Annotated in this window: 10 protein-coding genes; 7 read left to right on the top strand and 3 right to left on the bottom strand. The window is 54.2% G+C overall.

All coding sequences use genetic code 11. The features are described from left to right. The first annotated feature begins 264 nt into the window (after window positions 1–264). A complete protein-coding gene (gene nagB, locus K6V98_RS01925; protein ID WP_222198854.1) occupies window positions 265–993 on the top strand; it encodes a glucosamine-6-phosphate deaminase in 729 nt (242 codons plus the stop codon). Window positions 994–1,459: 466 nt separating this feature from the next. After that, on the top strand, window positions 1,460–4,516 hold the full coding sequence (locus K6V98_RS01920; protein WP_222198852.1) for an AfsR/SARP family transcriptional regulator: 3,057 nt from the start codon (window positions 1,460–1,462) through the stop codon (window positions 4,514–4,516). Window positions 4,517–4,553: 37 nt separating this feature from the next. Here K6V98_RS01920 and K6V98_RS01915 read toward each other — a convergent pair whose 3' ends face one another. Continuing rightward, window positions 4,554–6,383 carry an adenine deaminase gene (locus K6V98_RS01915; protein ID WP_222198851.1) on the bottom strand — a complete coding sequence of 610 codons (1,830 nt, stop codon included), beginning with the start codon at window positions 6,381–6,383 and terminating at the stop codon, window positions 4,554–4,556. Between the two features lie 431 nt (window positions 6,384–6,814). On the opposite strand from K6V98_RS01915, the gene K6V98_RS01910 reads away from it, so the two are divergent. From K6V98_RS01910 to K6V98_RS01890, 5 genes are all read left to right on the top strand, one after another. After that, entirely contained in the window at window positions 6,815–7,609 is a 795-nt protein-coding gene (locus K6V98_RS01910) for a Cof-type HAD-IIB family hydrolase (protein WP_222198849.1), read from the top strand. Between the two features lie 361 nt (window positions 7,610–7,970). Next, window positions 7,971–9,257 (top strand): four-carbon acid sugar kinase family protein, encoded by a 1,287-nt coding sequence (locus K6V98_RS01905; protein WP_222198848.1) that lies wholly within the window; start codon window positions 7,971–7,973, stop codon window positions 9,255–9,257. A 69-nt stretch (window positions 9,258–9,326) separates the two neighbouring features. Next, window positions 9,327–10,694, top strand: coding sequence for a GntP family permease (locus K6V98_RS01900; protein ID WP_222198847.1), 1,368 nt, complete (start codon window positions 9,327–9,329; stop codon window positions 10,692–10,694). Between the two features lie 48 nt (window positions 10,695–10,742). Continuing rightward, complete coding sequence (gene pdxA / locus K6V98_RS01895; protein ID WP_222198846.1) at window positions 10,743–11,738, top strand: 4-hydroxythreonine-4-phosphate dehydrogenase PdxA; 996 nt, start codon at window positions 10,743–10,745, stop codon at window positions 11,736–11,738. Window positions 11,739–11,813: 75 nt separating this feature from the next. Continuing rightward, window positions 11,814–12,575 carry a DeoR/GlpR family DNA-binding transcription regulator gene (locus K6V98_RS01890; RefSeq protein ID WP_222198844.1) on the top strand — a complete coding sequence of 254 codons (762 nt, stop codon included), beginning with the start codon at window positions 11,814–11,816 and terminating at the stop codon, window positions 12,573–12,575. Between the two features lie 23 nt (window positions 12,576–12,598). On the opposite strand, the gene K6V98_RS01885 is transcribed toward K6V98_RS01890, so the two are convergent. Further along, entirely contained in the window at window positions 12,599–13,462 is an 864-nt protein-coding gene (locus K6V98_RS01885) for an HAD hydrolase family protein (protein ID WP_222198842.1), read from the bottom strand. Continuing rightward, window positions 13,446–15,068: a citrate synthase gene (locus K6V98_RS01880; RefSeq protein ID WP_371734500.1), complete on the bottom strand. Its 1,623-nt coding sequence runs from the start codon at window positions 15,066–15,068 to the stop codon at window positions 13,446–13,448. Before K6V98_RS01880 ends, K6V98_RS01885 begins: the two co-directional genes overlap by 17 nt. Window positions 15,069–15,180 lie beyond the last annotated feature (112 nt).

The following is a 15,180-nucleotide window of genomic DNA, read 5'->3' as shown; positions in this document are numbered from 1 at the left end:
GGTTCTCGTGTTGAATCGTGCGCGCCTGTAACCATGCGCGCCTGCTCATGGCGGCGATGCGTTCTTTTCGCATGTGGTGGCGCATGCCTTGGAATCGTGCGAAGATATACGCGTCTAGCATCGCTAGACCACCGCGGACGGGCAGGGGCCCCGACGCGATCGTCGTGTTATTGAACCGCGCGTCCTCGCCCTGGTGGCCGCGCCTCCTGCAGGGTGGCGGCGTATGCGTCCTGCGAGTATTCATCGGAGAGAAGGGACACGCCGATGCGCATTATTCGAACAGCTAATTATGAGGAAATGAGCGTCCGGGTAGCAGCAATTATTGCTGCTCAAATTACGCTTAAGCCCGCATCTAAGCTGGGCCTGGCAACAGGGTCTACGCCTTTGGGAGCCTATCGCGAACTTGTTGCCGCCCATCGTGAGGGTGCACTGGATTTCTCCCAGGTCAGCACCTATAACCTTGACGAGTATCGCGGCCTTTCTGGAGATGATCCTCAGAGCTACCGTTATTTTATGGACGAGCATCTGTTTTCTCAGGTCAATATTGACCGAGCTCAGACCCACGTTCCCGATGGTTCGAATCTAGACGCTGCTGAGGCGTGTGCGTCATATGATCGCCTACTTGAGGCGGCAGGATACGTGGATCTGCAGCTGTTGGGTATTGGCAATAATGGTCATATTGGATTTAATGAGCCTGACGATTGTTTTGCCACTGGTACACATTGCGTCGATTTGACCGAGAGTACGATTGAGGCAAATAGCCGCTTGTTTGAGAGTCCTGATGATGTGCCTCGCCAGGCTTATACCATGGGTATTCAGGCAATTATGTTTGCCCGCCGCGTGGTTGTGGCAGCAAGTGGTACGAAAAAAGCTGAAGCCGTTCGTGCCATGTGTGAAGGCCTTGTCACGCCTTCTTGCCCGGCCTCTATTTTGCAGCTGCACCCCGACGTGATTCTTATAGCTGATGAAGAGGCGCTGTCTCTTTGCCACTAAGCGTGAGTAATGAGGGCGCATAGCGAGGGCGTATTGTAGACGTATGGGCTCTCATAATCGTTCGAGTTTTCTGAGGCTCTCTGCCAAAGGCGGAGAGCCTCTTTTTACCTGCATGTTGAGTTTTCCATAGCAGGGGTTAATTCTATGCTCAATCTTACAGATTGCTAGCCTCAAACCAACATGATGACCACGAGAACAAGGCGCTTATGGGTCAATCTAGCGATTCATACAGGTAGTTAAAAATAAGATGATAAATTAGACAATATGCTGGGTAGGTACTGAATGTAACACTGCTTTCTGTGCATGTATGCAACATGGTGAGAGGAGGGGTTCTTACGGATATCTATCAACGAAATGGGAACATACACAGCCCTTTCTAACAGAGGCTCGCCGTTCTTCTTATTCACACCCGCCTCTTCACGCTCATGCCATAGCGTGGTCTTCCACAGCGGCAGGGAGGTTTGAAATGGCTGAGTTTGATGAGGCATCTGAACAAGGATGGATGGTTGAGCGACCCTTTTCGTCAGATATGGGGTCTTTTGTAGACGAGCCTATGGGCGCGGCGATGTTTGTTGATCGTGCACGGATTGTGCGTCGGCTTATCGAGGCGGCGACGTCTGCTGGGATTGCGTTTGTATGTGCACCCAAAGGTTTTGGTAAAACGGCAATCCTGCTGCAATGTGCCGCATCCATCCGCACGAGCTCAACTACCTATTCTGGCAAACCGGCCCGTTCGGTTGCTTTGATTGGCGGTGCTTCTCTGAGTGCGCCTGATTTATTTGAACGTATGGAGCAAGCGCGGATGGACTGCGAACATCCAGAGGGTGCGGTACTGCTCATAGATGGTGTGCCTGCATGTACCGATAGTGAGGCGGAGCAATTTATCAGACGCATGCGGACGTACCGCGAGCATAGTATGACCATCATTGTTGCGTGTACACCTCCAGCACGTCCGATAATTAATGCAGTTGGCGATTCATATAAGATGAGCGCCGCTACGCTCAAAGTTCAGCCTGCCGAATATGCGAAGTGGGCAAAAGCGCTTGTTATTTCTCCGACCCTTGATGTGTATCAGTTGACCTTAGGCATTCCCGCACTGGTGTCGGCTCTGGGGAGCTTGGCTGCTGGCGAGGGAGGAGATGAGCATCTTGATTGTGCGGTCGCAGACCTGTATTCAGAAGTACTTGCAGAGGTAGCGCGTATAGGTGGGTCGCTCAGTCGTTTGATGCCTTTGTTAATCTTGCTCGAAGCGGGTCGCATTGCAGATCTTGAGCGTGTGGGTATGCGCGTTGCGGGTCCTGTACTGCGCCGCTTGATTCGTGAGTACCCTGTTTTTCATTTTGACGAGGACGATCAGTCATTTTCTTGCTTGGGTACACATGCGGGTGTGCCGATGAGAGTCTTGCGGTCAACGATTTGTGCCGACCATCCAGAACTGCTCACTAAAGCCATTCGTATTCATTTGAGTGCAAATAGGGTAGATGCAGCAATTGAGCTGATGGAACAGAGTTGCACCGCTGATCAGATTCTTGAGATGGTGGGTTCATATCCGGTTGCTTTTACCCTCGCGGGACGCTCGAGCTTTGTGCGCACGGCAGTGGCTATTTTGGATGCAGAGGCTGCTGCGCAGATAGATGTTGGCGTAATTGCAGCCTTATATCTCTCGTCACTTTCGTCGGGAGACTATCGGCTTGCTCGCTCTGCTGCGCGCATGTTGTGTCGTCGCGCTTCTGAGATAGAAGAGAGTATTGATCCAAAGGATTGGGCGTGTGTTTTGGCGGCTCGCCAGCTGTGGGCTTCGTGCACAGGTATTGATCTTCCTGAGCTGTCTGGAGACTACCTACGCCATGCGATCGATGACCGTGCACGCCTGTTGCTCGAGCATGCGCGCTCTGAGCGCGAACTGCTTGCCCAGGGCTCGGCAGACGTGCGAGATGTGCCGGCCTTGAGCGCGGCTCAGATTACCGGGCAAGCGCAGCTCAATCTGATAGATGTGCTTTCTGCTTTGGATGGCCTGGTACAGACTTCAATCGTAGCGGGTGAGCTTGCCATCAGAGATGATGATCGGCTACTGTCTGATCTTACGCGCGTTTTGACTACCAGAAAGTTGGCTCCGATCGCCGCGCGAGCTCGTGCCGTTGCCTCGCTTCGTCGACTGTTTGCAGGCATGCCTGTGGTGGATGAGCGAGCCTTCTGCGACATGATTACGGTGGCAGTTCGTGAGTCAGATCTTGAGATGCAGCTCTTTTTCATGGTTGCCGATGGCTGGCAGTCGCTCGCGGTTAATCAGCTGGTGAATGGGCGTTTTCGTGCGCAGCAGGTTTTGCGCCTCGCCGCGAGCGAACATAGCTTCATTCGTCGCTGGGCTGAACTATTAGAGCGAACGGCAATTGTGCTCAATAGCTCTCGGGTGACGCTGCGCGAAGAAGCGGAAAGTTTGAACCTATCCCATCTAGCAGATGACCCAGCAGAGGCTTGGTGCGTTGCCTTGCAGCTCTCGGCTGCTCGCTTTGACTCCGATCTTTCTGCGTGGTTTTCGCTTAATCGAGCGACCTTGCTTGATGAGGGGTTTCGTCCGGTGGTGCGCCTTGCCTTGGCGCTTGCAGCCGCGCGCTCAGCAGCACTTCGGCGGCTGATTCCAACTGATTTGGCTGCATCCTATCTCTTTCAAACTGATGAGGAGACAGGTGGTTCGCTCCCCTCGGGTGCCAATATCGATCTCGTCTCTGGGATTGTTGAGATTGGCCAGCTTGAAATAAAGCTCTTTGGCGGTTTTCAGATATCGCGCAACGGACATCATCTTACGAGCAGAATTTGGCATCGGAAAAAAGCGGGCATTTTGGCCGCACGACTCACGCTTTCGCTTGGAGCCTTTGTGGGTCGTCATGTGCTAAGTCAAGAATTATGGCCATCAGCAGATATGCGCCATGCTCGCCAGAGTCTCTACACAGCAACATCTGCATTGCGCGCAGCGCTTGGCCAGGTAAAGGGAGGGCCGCAGTATTTGCTTACCCAAGGGGAGGGTATGGCGCTCAATACCAATTATGTGTATTCGGATACGGCAGAATTTGATGTGCTTGCCAGAGAGATTCTCTTGCAGCGCACAGGTAGCACGCCGCGCCCGGTGCTTGATGCCTGTCTTAAGCTTGAGCAGCTCTATCAGGCTCCGCTCTATGTACCGGGCACAGCAGACATTACCTTCTTCACGCGGATGCGCGATTCATATGCCTCTCGATTCGCGGATTGCATGGTGCGAGGGATGGAGCTTGCCTTTGAGGATGAGGATCTGGTGGTTGCAAGCTGGCTTGCGGAAGCGGCGTTTAAGTTGGCACCACGGCGAGAGGACGTGCTGCGCTGGGTCATGCGCATTCTGAGCGAGACCGGCAGAAAGCGAGAGGTGGTCGATCTCTATAGCGCGCATTTGCAGTATCTGGAGCGAGACTTGCACCATGAGCCTGACCGGGAAACGGTGAGGGTCTACGAGCAAGTGATGAGCTCAGGTGGGCTGCGGGCGTTTCAGTAGGTGAGGCGTGTGTGCACGCTCAGACGCGTATGTATTCTTACTGAGCGTACGTGAAGGTTGTTACATCAAACATGCCCTCAGGACGGATTCTCAGCTCAGGGATAACCGGCAGCGGCAAAAAGATCATGCCCATGATCGGATCCAGAGGCTCTTGAATGCCGAGCGCACGAGCCTCAGCTACAAAGGCCTCATGTTCTTGAGCTACATCCTCTGCGGTTCCATCAGACATGAGACCTCCCAGCGGAAGATCCATCCGCACACGTACTTGACCATCTCGTGCAATAACAAAGCCGCCTTGGCCAACACCTTCAACTGCTGCGAGCATATCGTCGGGGTTATCGCCCACCACGCAGATATTATGAGAATCGTGACCAATGCTTGAAGCAATTGCTCCTCCAGAAATGGTAAAGCCACGTACCCAGCCACGACCAATGTGCTTGCCAATCAGGCCGCTGCCAGCAGGTCTTTCGCCATCTGCTCCCGCTGCTTGCGCAGCTACTCCTCGGCCATGGCGCTCAAGTAACATGATGCGGCGAAGTCCCTCATCATCGTCTGGTCGGGCAGTTTTGGTGACGGCAAGGCCGGGGATCACATCAATCACCGCCTCGCCAGGCTTGAACTCATAATCAAATACATCACGTGAGAGCTGAGGCAGCTTCACGGAGCTATGCAATAGTGCTTCGAGACGCTCGACCTCCTTGGTCGTGGGTGCAATCTCACCAACAAAGGTACCCTCGCGAGCAACTAGGCTTCCTGCAGCAAAAACAGCATGCGGCGGTGCGGTAAAGGTCAAGTCATCAAGGAGCAACATGTCTGCACGATGCCCCGGAGCAATGGCTCCTCGACGCTCGAGCGGAGATAACGTACTTGCTCCATGCTCAAGTCCCATGCACTCAGCGGTAGAAAGGGTTGCCATGCTAATAGCCAAGATCGGATCAATGCCAGCCTCAACTGCTACGCGGCAGGCATTATCAATCATCCCTGAGGCGAGGGCATCAGAGGGTGCACGATCGTCAGTTGCAAAGCAGCAGCGCCGCGCCCGCATTGGATTCTCCAGCAGGAGTGGCGAGAGATTTTCTAGGTCATGGCTGCAGGTTCCCTCACGGAGCATGACATACATGCCACGAGAGATCTTATCTAAGGCCTCCTCGGGCAGTGTCGATTCATGATCGGCAATAATGCCGCAGGTAGCGTATGCATTGAGGTCTCTGCCAGCTACGAGTGGAGCATGCCCATCAACCAAGGTGGACGTGGTTGCTTTCGCTGCTTCAATCCGAGCCACCGTTTCTGGATCAGCGGAAAATACGCCGGGGAGATTCATCATCTCGCCCAAGCCAAAGACCTCACCCGGTCGAGCTTGTATAAACTCAAGCATGTCTGCAGCGCTAATGGTGGCACCCGCTTGTTCGTCGGGCAGCGCTGGCACACAAGAAGGCATCATAAACTTGAATGAAATGGGGGCGCGCTTTCCATCTTCAATCATGAAGGCGAGGCCATCTAAGCCGCATACGTTTGCAATCTCATGGGAGTCTGCAATGGCGGTGGTCGTGCCGCGCGTGAGTGCTAAACGAGCGTATTCGGAGGGGCGAATATTGGAGCTTTCAATATGAAGGTGTCCGTCAATAAAGCCCGGGCAAAGTAGGCGACCCTGGCAGTCAATCACTTCATGTGCCTCATAGCCAGCGGCGCAGTCAGGCTCGCGGTCTCCAAATAAAACGCCCACAATAACCCCGTCTTTGACGGCAACTTGACCTGGAGCAATGCGATTTCCCAAGACATCTACAATGCGGGCATTCACAAAAAGGGTATCGGCCAACATACGACCTTGAGCGGCATCAATGAGGCGGGCGAGCTCAGGCTGAGACATTAAGGGCTCCTCTCAAGGGCGGTGATCAAGCGGTGATAGTCTTATGGTAGCGTGCCAGAAGAGTCTATGTGTCGGTAATTGGATGAAGGGTTTTGTTCCTTCGTTTTTTGAGCGCTCTAAATCATACACGAGGCAAAGATTGCACTCGTTTTGCTTAGCGACATGCTGATCTGTACAGACGTACAACATGGAGGGTTTCGTCTCTTCGCCAAGCGTCGGCAAAGCTTTTGTGCTCCTAGGGTATGCTGAATCGGGTACACAGAGCTCGGCGAGTACGCACCTCAGCACGTGTGTACCTGCGCGTGAGCCTGTGCGCCAGGGCGTGCATATGACCAATTCAGTCTGCTGGGCTGTACGGCAGATAGAGACGATAAGATACTGACGGAACCAAGACGTACGACATAGACGTAAAACTCCCAAAAGGAGGAGACATGATTAAACTCATTGCATCAGACATGGATGGCACGCTCTTAGACGAGCACAGTGAAGTACCAGCAGAAACATTTGAACTCATCTTGGCCTTGCGTGAGCGCGGCGTGCATTTTGCAGCCTCATCTGGCCGCCGTTTTGATCGACTGTGCGAGTTTTTTGCCCCGGTTAAAGACCGTATGGACTTTGTAGCGTCAAACGGTGCCCAGGTCTATGTTGAAGGCGAGCAGATTGACCGCGAGGTGTATTCCCACCTCGCCATTAAAAAGCTTGCTCGGACAGTCAAGATGTTTCCCAATATGCACCTTGCTCTTTTCGATCGTGTGAAGTCTTTCTTGCTTGACGATGAGGATAAGTTCATTCGCGAGCTGGATAAGGATCTGCCCAATGTTGAGCGGATCTATGAACTGCCAAGCCCTGAAGTCAATATTTTGAAGGCAACCATTTTTTGCGATGATGGCAACGTGATGGATAACGCCTATGTGCTCCAGCGTGAGCTGGGCGATCTCTTTACCTTCGCTCCCTCGGGAAGCTCCTATATTGACTGCATGCAGCCAGGAATCTCCAAGGCATCGGGTATCAATCAGATCATGGAGTACTACGGCATTGAGCGCGAGGAAGTTATGGCCTTCGGCGACTCCATGAACGACTACGAGATTATTCGATTCGTAGGCGTAGGCTGTGCGATGGCCAATGGCCGTCCGGCTCTCAAAGCTGTTGCAGATCGGGTGATTGGTAAAAACACCGAGCAGGCGGTTCAGGCTGAGATGCGTCGTATTTTGGAGAACCTGTCCTAAACCCTTCGTGGCTACGCTCGGTGGCGACCGCCTTGAGTGCTGACCGCCTTGAGCGGCACCCGAGTGTGCGCACCCGCTCCAAGCGACTGCCTTGCGCGGCCAAACTCAGTGCCCACCGCTCTGAGCGTTTCTGTTCTAGGTAGATGCCCGGGGCGACCGCTTTAAGTGGCGGCTCCCTCAACCTGTCCTGATTACAAGCACCTTCGCTGTTCGTTTGTGAGGCCATGTGCGCTCGCGATCGCTCTAAACGAACACTTTTCAAACCTCATCTTTGTGCTCGATACACTGTCCGAATGGTATGGGGGCACTGTGCTCCCGCAGGATAGGTATCTCGCATATGCGAGGTAGGGAGGGGTGCTCGATGCTCAAGACCGTCATCATCGCCGATGACCTTACGGGTGCAAATGATACGGGAGCCATTCTTGCCCAAGATGGGTTCCACGTTGGCACCGTTATCAAACGCGATCGGATGGAGGATTTTTCCTCCTTTAACACGCTCTGTGTGAGTACAGACAGCCGGGCAATGTCTGCCGAAGATGCCTATGAGGCAGTGCGCTCTGCCGCCGCTCTCTTTCCACACCACCCCGATATGCTATGGAGCAAGCGCATCGATTCAACACTGCGTGGCAATGTGGGAGCAGAGATCGATGCCATTTTGGACCATTTGGGCGAGGACTACCACGCTATTGTGGTTGCATCCTTTCCCGGCTCTGGCCGCAGCTGTGTTGGCGATATTCTGCTTGTGCATGGTGTGCCGCTTCAGCTGACTGAGGTCTCCCGTGATCCCATTACGCCAATAACGACCTCACGCGTGACCTCAATCGTGCGCCAGCAAACGCGCCACGAGGTTGGTTATATTGGCCTTGAGGTAGTAGCCGGTCCCTCACTTGGCTTGCTTGAGGAGCTGCATGAGGTGCTCAAGAAGCACCGAGTCGTTGTTATTGATGCGGCAACACCTCATGATATTCGTGCCATTGCAGCATGCTGTGCTGCGAGCGGCGAAAAGATTGTGGCGATTGACCCCGGTTCGTTTACTGCAGCTCTGGCAGACTACACCTTTAATCGCGCGAAATATGAGACTGAGCAGTCGATCCTTTGTGTGGTTGGCTCTGCCACTGAGCTAACACAAAAGCAGATTGCCTATCTTCGTGCGAAGGACGACCCCTTTGTGGTGAAGGCAGAAGTTGCGCGTTTCTTTGAACCCAAGACCCGCGCAGAAGAAATTAATCGGCTGGTAGAGGCGATCACCTCGGCGCAAGACCGACAAATCTTAGCGATTGTTACCACAGAATCTGCTGCTGATCTTTTGAATTTTGACGATATTCCAGCCACTGCTGGCATGAGTCGTCGTGAGTGTGCAACAACCATCACGGCCGCCCTTGCTGAGGCATCCGAGCGCATCTTGGAACTGTCTGGCGAGCGCATTGGTGGACTGTATGCCTCGGGCGGCGATGTCTCAATCGCCATTTGTGAGCGCTTGGGCATCTCCGGCTTTGACGTAAAGATGGAGGTCATTCCGCTGGCGATCTATTCTCGCTTGGCGGGCGGCACTCGGCCTCAGATGCCGGTTGTTACCAAGGGTGGCCTTGTGGGCAAAGAAGACACCCTCTTCCAATGCGTGGACTACCTCAAAGAAAAGATCAAGTAAGCAAGACAAAGGCGCGATAGCCGAGACTGTCGTATCAAGTAACCTTTGTTTTTTAGATTAGGAGACACCATGGACGATGGCATTCGGATGCTGCTCAGTTTGGTGATAGGCCTCGCAGCGCTCGTCATCCTCATTACCAAGACGCGAGTACACGTGTTTCTAGCGGTCATTCTCTGCGCGATCTTCATTGGCCTTGCAGGGGGCATGGAAGTCAACGACGCGATGACCGCGATTACGACCGGCTTTGGATCGTCGCTTTCAAGCATTGGCATCATCATCGGCTTTGGTGTCATGCTCGGCAAGTTGCTTGAGATCTCAGGCGCAACCAATGTGATGGCCGGTACCTTTATTCGCCTCTTTGGGCGTAACCGGGAATCAGAGGCACTGGCGCTTTCCGGCTTTGTGACCTCGCTTTCGATCTTTTGTACCTCGGGCTTTATCATTTTGGCACCGCTTACGAAAGCGCTCTCGCGCCGCTCGGCAAAGTCGGTGGTTACCTTAGGTATTGCGTTGGCTGTTGGTTTGGTAGCGAGCCACTCGCTTGTTCCTCCGGCAGCAGGGCCGATTGGCGTAGCTGGAATCTTAGGCGTAAACATTGGCACCTTTATGTTCTATGGCACGATCGTGTCGATACCGCTCATTGTGGTGGGTGTGATCTATGCCAACTGGGTAGGCAAGCAGATTTTTCAGGTACCCGATGCAGGCGAGGGATGGACGCGCGACCGAGCAGCCGCTGAGGCGCTCGCTCAAAGCTTAGAAGATGAAGAAGAGACTGAGCAGGCAGGGGAGCATATGTCTGCGCTCGTGGCCTTCGCTCCCATTTTGACTGCCATCCTGCTCATTTTGATGAAGACTGTCTTAGCTCAGCTTGGCATTGAGCATCCTGTGATTGACCTTTTGGGTCAGCCCGTCTTTGCGTTGGCTATGGGTTTGCTGGTTGCAATCTTTGGTTTGACGCGCCAGTTCAGCACTGCAGAAACGCTGGCGGCAATGGAAGAGGGTCTCAAGGCTTCAGGCAAGCTGATGCTGTTGGTAGGTGGTGGCGGGGCCTTAGGTCGCATTATTCAGGTGAGCGGCTTGGGTGACTATATTGCACAAAGCATTATGGCAACTCCGATTCCGCCGATCTTGCTGCCCTTCCTCATTGCGCTGTTGCTGCGCGTAGCACAAGGGTCAGGCTCGGTAGCCATGATGACGGCAGCTTCGGTGGTGGCACCCATGGTTCCGGTTCTAGGTTTGAACCCGGCACTCGCTGCCTTGGCTGCCTGCGTAGGTGCTCTGCCGTTCTCTCACTTTAATGACTCATATTTCTGGGTGATCAACGAGACGATTGGAATTGAAGAAACCCCTGAGCAGATGCGGGTATGGTCGGTAACCTCCACCTTAGTAGGGTTTACTGCCCTCATCACCCTGCTCATTATGAACGCCATTCTCTAGCACTATTATTGGCTGGTAGCCAAAGCTACCGCCTCGAAAGGAGCATGTATGAAACCCATCATTGCGATTCCTCTGGGAGACCCTGCTGGCATTGGCCCGGAGATTACGGTCAAGTCGGTTGCGAGTCTTGAGGTAGCTGCCAAGGCGCGCTGTGTGGTGGTAGGAGATGCCAAGGTAGTTCGCCGCGCTATTGAGCTTACCGGCGTTGACTTGAAGCTGCAGATTATTTCCAAGCCGGCAGAGGCTGTTTGGGAAGGTGGGGTGTTGAACCTGATCGACCTTGATAATGTGGACATGGAGCGCTTCCATTTTGGTGAGATCTCAGCCATGTGCGGCCAAGCGGCGTATGACTATATTGAGCGCACCATTACCCTTGCTATGAATCGCGAGGTAGATGCTGTTGCCACAACCCCTATTCATAAGGAGGCGTTGCGCGCAGCAGATATTCCGTATATTGGCCACACTGAGATCTTTGGTGCGCTCACGAATACCGAAGATCCGCTGACCATGTTTGAGGTTCGCGGCATGCGTGTCTTCTTCCTGTCTCGCCATGTGTCGCTGCGTCAGGCCTGCGATATGGTGACCGAAGAGCGCGTTACTGACTATGTGCGTCGTTGTACGGAGGCTCTGCGGCGTTTAGGTGCCGAGGAAGGCACGATGGCAATTGCGGGCTTGAATCCTCACAGTGGCGAGCATGGTTTATTTGGCGATGAGGAGATGCGCGCAATCTACCCAGCGGTAGAGAAGCTGCAGGCAGAGGGTTATAACGTAGTGGGCCCCATCGGTGCAGACTCGGTCTTTCATATGGCCTTGCAAGGACGGTTTACGAGCGTGCTTTCGCTCTACCATGATCAGGGCCATATTGCGACGAAGACGCTTGACTTTGAGCGCACGATTGCCATCACCAACGGCATGCCTATCCTTCGCACCTCGGTTGACCACGGCACTGCTATGGATATTGCAGGCAAGAATATCGCAAGTGAGGTCAGCATGGCAGAGGCCATTATGCTTGCGGCAAAGTATGCTCCCAACTTTGTTGCCTGATACACTCTAGGCAACGGGTCTGCCCGGAGCCGGCCTCGTGCTGGTTCCGGTCGCGTGCTTTTTGAGGGGGATCCGATGACGGAATACGCAGAAGAACGCAGGGAGCGTATTGTCCAGCTGATCTCAGAGGGCGGCCGCATCCAAGTGCAGCGCCTGGCTGAGCTGTTAGAGGTGAGCCCGATGACCATTCGGCGCGACCTTGAACGTCTGGAGTCTGAGGGGTCGATCTCTCGTGTGCACGGAGCTGCGAGCCGAGGGCGTGAGCGCGGCTATGAGCTCAAGCGTGCCGATAATGTGGGAGAGAAGCGTGCCATTGCCGAGGTTGCTGCTGATTTCGTTCATTCGGGTGATACGGTATTTTTGGACGCAGGTACCACGACCTTTGAGATTGCCCGGAGAATCCTCGATGTGCCCGATCTTACCGTGGTAACCGTTGACATTAAGATCGCCTTTTTGTTTACGCAGTGCTCTGACGCTGAGGTGATGTGCTGTGGTGGCTTTGTTCAGCGCGAAACGGGATGCGTGGTGGGAACGTTTGCGAATCAGATGGTGGGCTATGTTCAGTTTGATTGTGCGTTTTTAGGCGTTGCCTCAATTAGCCGTGATTTCAATGTGCTCACACCAACCATGGACAAGGTGACGATGAAGCGCACGGTTATTGCGGGCTCTGAGCGTTCGTATTTAGTTGCCGATGCTTCTAAGTTCAATCGCAAGGCCTTGCTGAAGGTGAACTCGCTCGCGGCGTATACGGAGGTCATAACGACGCGGACGTTTAGCCCCGATGAGGAGGCGCGCCTTGCTGCCTTAGGTGCGTGCATTCATGCGGTGACGGTCTGAGTGCTTGTGCTCGTGGCGATGGGCTACTTGCACGCTATGCTCGCAGACGAGCGACCAAGGAGTTCCATAATCGTTTGAGCAACCCCATCTTCATCGTTGGTGGCGCAGGTGAGATCTGCAACAGCTGCTGCTTCTGCCTCTGCATTGGCCATAGCAACGCCGGTGCCAGCGCGTGTGAGCATTTCTACGTCGTTAAGGTTGTCTCCAAATGCCCAGGTATGTTGTACATCCTCGCCTAAATAGCGGCAGAGCCACTCAAGAGCTCGGCCTTTGGTGGTTCCTCCCTCCATGACCTCGATGTTAACCGGATATGAGCGGGTAACTTCAATGTCTGCAATGTTTGCAAGACCCTTCATCACGGCATCGCGATCAGCCGGGTCTTTCCAATACATGGCGACGCGCTCGAGCAGCTCAACGCGGGGAATAATCTCAGCTGGATCCTCGTCAATTGGGGTGCGCGTGCGTCTCATGCCAGCAAGTACATGAGGGTCAGGAACAAATTCACCCAGGCGTTCAAACTGATCGCGACGGGTAAGACAGGCTCCATCGGCAAAGATATCAAAGGTCACGTCTCGTGTTTGAGCAACTTCCCAAACTGCCAGGGCTTTCTTTCGGTCGAGCGGACGGCTGGAGAGGTACTGGGCGGCCTCGAGCTTGGTAGGATGGGCTGAGGAGAGTTTTAGAATTGCAGCTCCATTGGCAGTGATGACATAGTGAACTGCGGGGTGCGCAAGAATCGGTGCCGGAATGCCGCCTGCTGCCCGCCCGGTGCAGGGGACAAACTCAATAGCTGCCTGAGCTAAGGCGTCAAGGGCACGCTCGCTTGCCGCGCTCATCGTTTTGTTCGTGGTGAGAAAGGTGCCGTCAAGATCAGAAAAGATGATCATGGTCTGTCCTGTCGTCTGCCGAGTTGTCGTGAACATCGTTTGCTGCTGCGTGCTCTCCGATGGTGTCGGTATTGTTTGCTTGTGCGCGCTCTCTGTTGCTGCCCTCGGTGTTGCTTGCTTGCTCACACTCGCCGGTGCCGCTGTCCTCAGCGCGCTCGACGTTATCATCCGTGGGAAAAACAAGCGGACGCTCGGTGAGGGGAATATAGGTGCGCTCCTCGAGCACCGGATTATAGGCGGGGCGGATAATCCGATGGGCTCCAAAGAGCTCTTCCATTCGGTGCGCTGACCAGCCAGCCATGCGTGCCACGGCAAAAAGTGGCGTAAACAGCGCCTCGGGAATGCCGAGCATGAAATAGATAAATCCGGTATAAAGATCAATATTGGCGCAGATTGGCTTATTCATGTTCCGAACGTCACGCATAACGACAGGGGCGAGCCGCTCAATGCGTTCAATTAAGCCAAACTCAGCTCCCAACCCCTTGGTTTCAGCGAGATGCTTGGCGTAGCGCTTACAGAGCTGGGCGCGGGGGTCGCTCAGGGTGTATACGGCGTGCCCCATCCCATAAATTAAGCCGCTACCATCAAAGGCCTCGCGGCGGAGGATCTTTTCCAGATAGGCAGCCAGCTCATCCTCATCTTCCCAGTTTGTTACATGGTCGCGAATATCGCGATGCATGTCGACCACCTTGGCATTTGCGCCTCCGTGGCGCGGGCCTTTGAGTGAGCCGATGGCGGCTGCATAGGTGGAATAGGCATCCGTAGCAGAGCTCGAGAGTACGCGGCAGGCAAAGGTTGAGTTATTACCGCCGCCATGTTCAGCGTGGAGCATCAACATAACGTCGAGCAACATTGCTTCCTCGTGCGTAAAGCAGCCGTCTTCACGCAGTACTTGCAAAATAGTCTCGGCAGTTGAGAGCGAGGCATCAGACGAAGGGATGACCGCGCGCCGTCCTTCTTGGTGAGCAGAAGCAGAGGCGTGTGCGATAGCCGCGATCCGTGGTAGGCGCGCGAGGAGCGAAACTGCGATGTCCATCTCGTGCTCAGGCGAGGTATCGTCGGGGTCTGCGTCAAAGGCGTAGAGTAACAGCACGGCGCGGGCAAGCACATTCATGATGCTTGTTGAGAGGGTAGAGGTGGGAAACTGCGTGAGATACCCTTCAGAGATATGGCGGTTTGCTCCTATACGATCAAGGAAGTCCTTCAGCTCAATCTCGTTAGGAAGGGCACCGGTGAGCAAAAGATAGGCCACTTCTTCGTAGCCAAAGCGGTCTTCTTCGCGCGTGGTGGTAATGATGTCTTCAATGTCATAGCCGCGAAGCGATAGTCGACCCTCATCGGGGATAACGCGGCCTCCCTCGCGCACATATCCGTGAACGTCGGCAATACGAGTAAGACCCGCTACCACACCTGATCCGTCGCTATTGCGAAGTCCTCGTTTAACGTTATGACGAAAGAAGAGATCCTCGTCGTATTCCTGGATGGCAGCACCCTGGTAGAGCCGCATGCTTTCTGGGGTGATCTGGCGGCTTGCCTCATAGTCTACGACCAGACGAGAGAGGGCGTCGTCAAACCGATACAGGATATTTTGGGTCGTATAGGGCACGATGCCCTCCCTTCCAGTGTTCTCGCGTGCGTGCGGCTTGCGGATGTGTGGCTTGCGTGCGTGGTAAGAGCTGCTTTCCTCTACACCTTGCTTGCGGATGTGTGCCTCATGC

This window comes from Collinsella ureilytica, assembly GCF_019795105.1.
Taxonomy (GTDB): Bacteria; Actinomycetota; Coriobacteriia; order Coriobacteriales; family Coriobacteriaceae; genus Collinsella; species Collinsella ureilytica.
This window is presented reverse-complemented; position numbering and strand designations above follow the sequence as displayed.

What these genes read in the sequence shown, in the direction of transcription:
- K6V98_RS01900 (WP_222198847.1), top strand. Translation starts at nt 9,327, where the DNA reads ATGGACGATGGCATTCGGATGCTGCTCAGTTTGGTGATAGGCCTCGCA.
- K6V98_RS01920 (WP_222198852.1), top strand. Translation starts at nt 1,460, where the DNA reads ATGGCTGAGTTTGATGAGGCATCTGAACAAGGATGGATGGTTGAGCGA.
- K6V98_RS01910 (WP_222198849.1), top strand. Translation starts at nt 6,815, where the DNA reads ATGATTAAACTCATTGCATCAGACATGGATGGCACGCTCTTAGACGAG.
- K6V98_RS01885 (WP_222198842.1), bottom strand. Translation starts at nt 13,462, where the DNA reads ATGATCATCTTTTCTGATCTTGACGGCACCTTTCTCACCACGAACAAA.
- K6V98_RS01890 (WP_222198844.1), top strand. Translation starts at nt 11,814, where the DNA reads ATGACGGAATACGCAGAAGAACGCAGGGAGCGTATTGTCCAGCTGATC.
- K6V98_RS01905 (WP_222198848.1), top strand. Translation starts at nt 7,971, where the DNA reads ATGCTCAAGACCGTCATCATCGCCGATGACCTTACGGGTGCAAATGAT.
- K6V98_RS01915 (WP_222198851.1), bottom strand. Translation starts at nt 6,383, where the DNA reads ATGTCTCAGCCTGAGCTCGCCCGCCTCATTGATGCCGCTCAAGGTCGT.
- pdxA (WP_222198846.1), top strand. Translation starts at nt 10,743, where the DNA reads ATGAAACCCATCATTGCGATTCCTCTGGGAGACCCTGCTGGCATTGGC.
- nagB (WP_222198854.1), top strand. Translation starts at nt 265, where the DNA reads ATGCGCATTATTCGAACAGCTAATTATGAGGAAATGAGCGTCCGGGTA.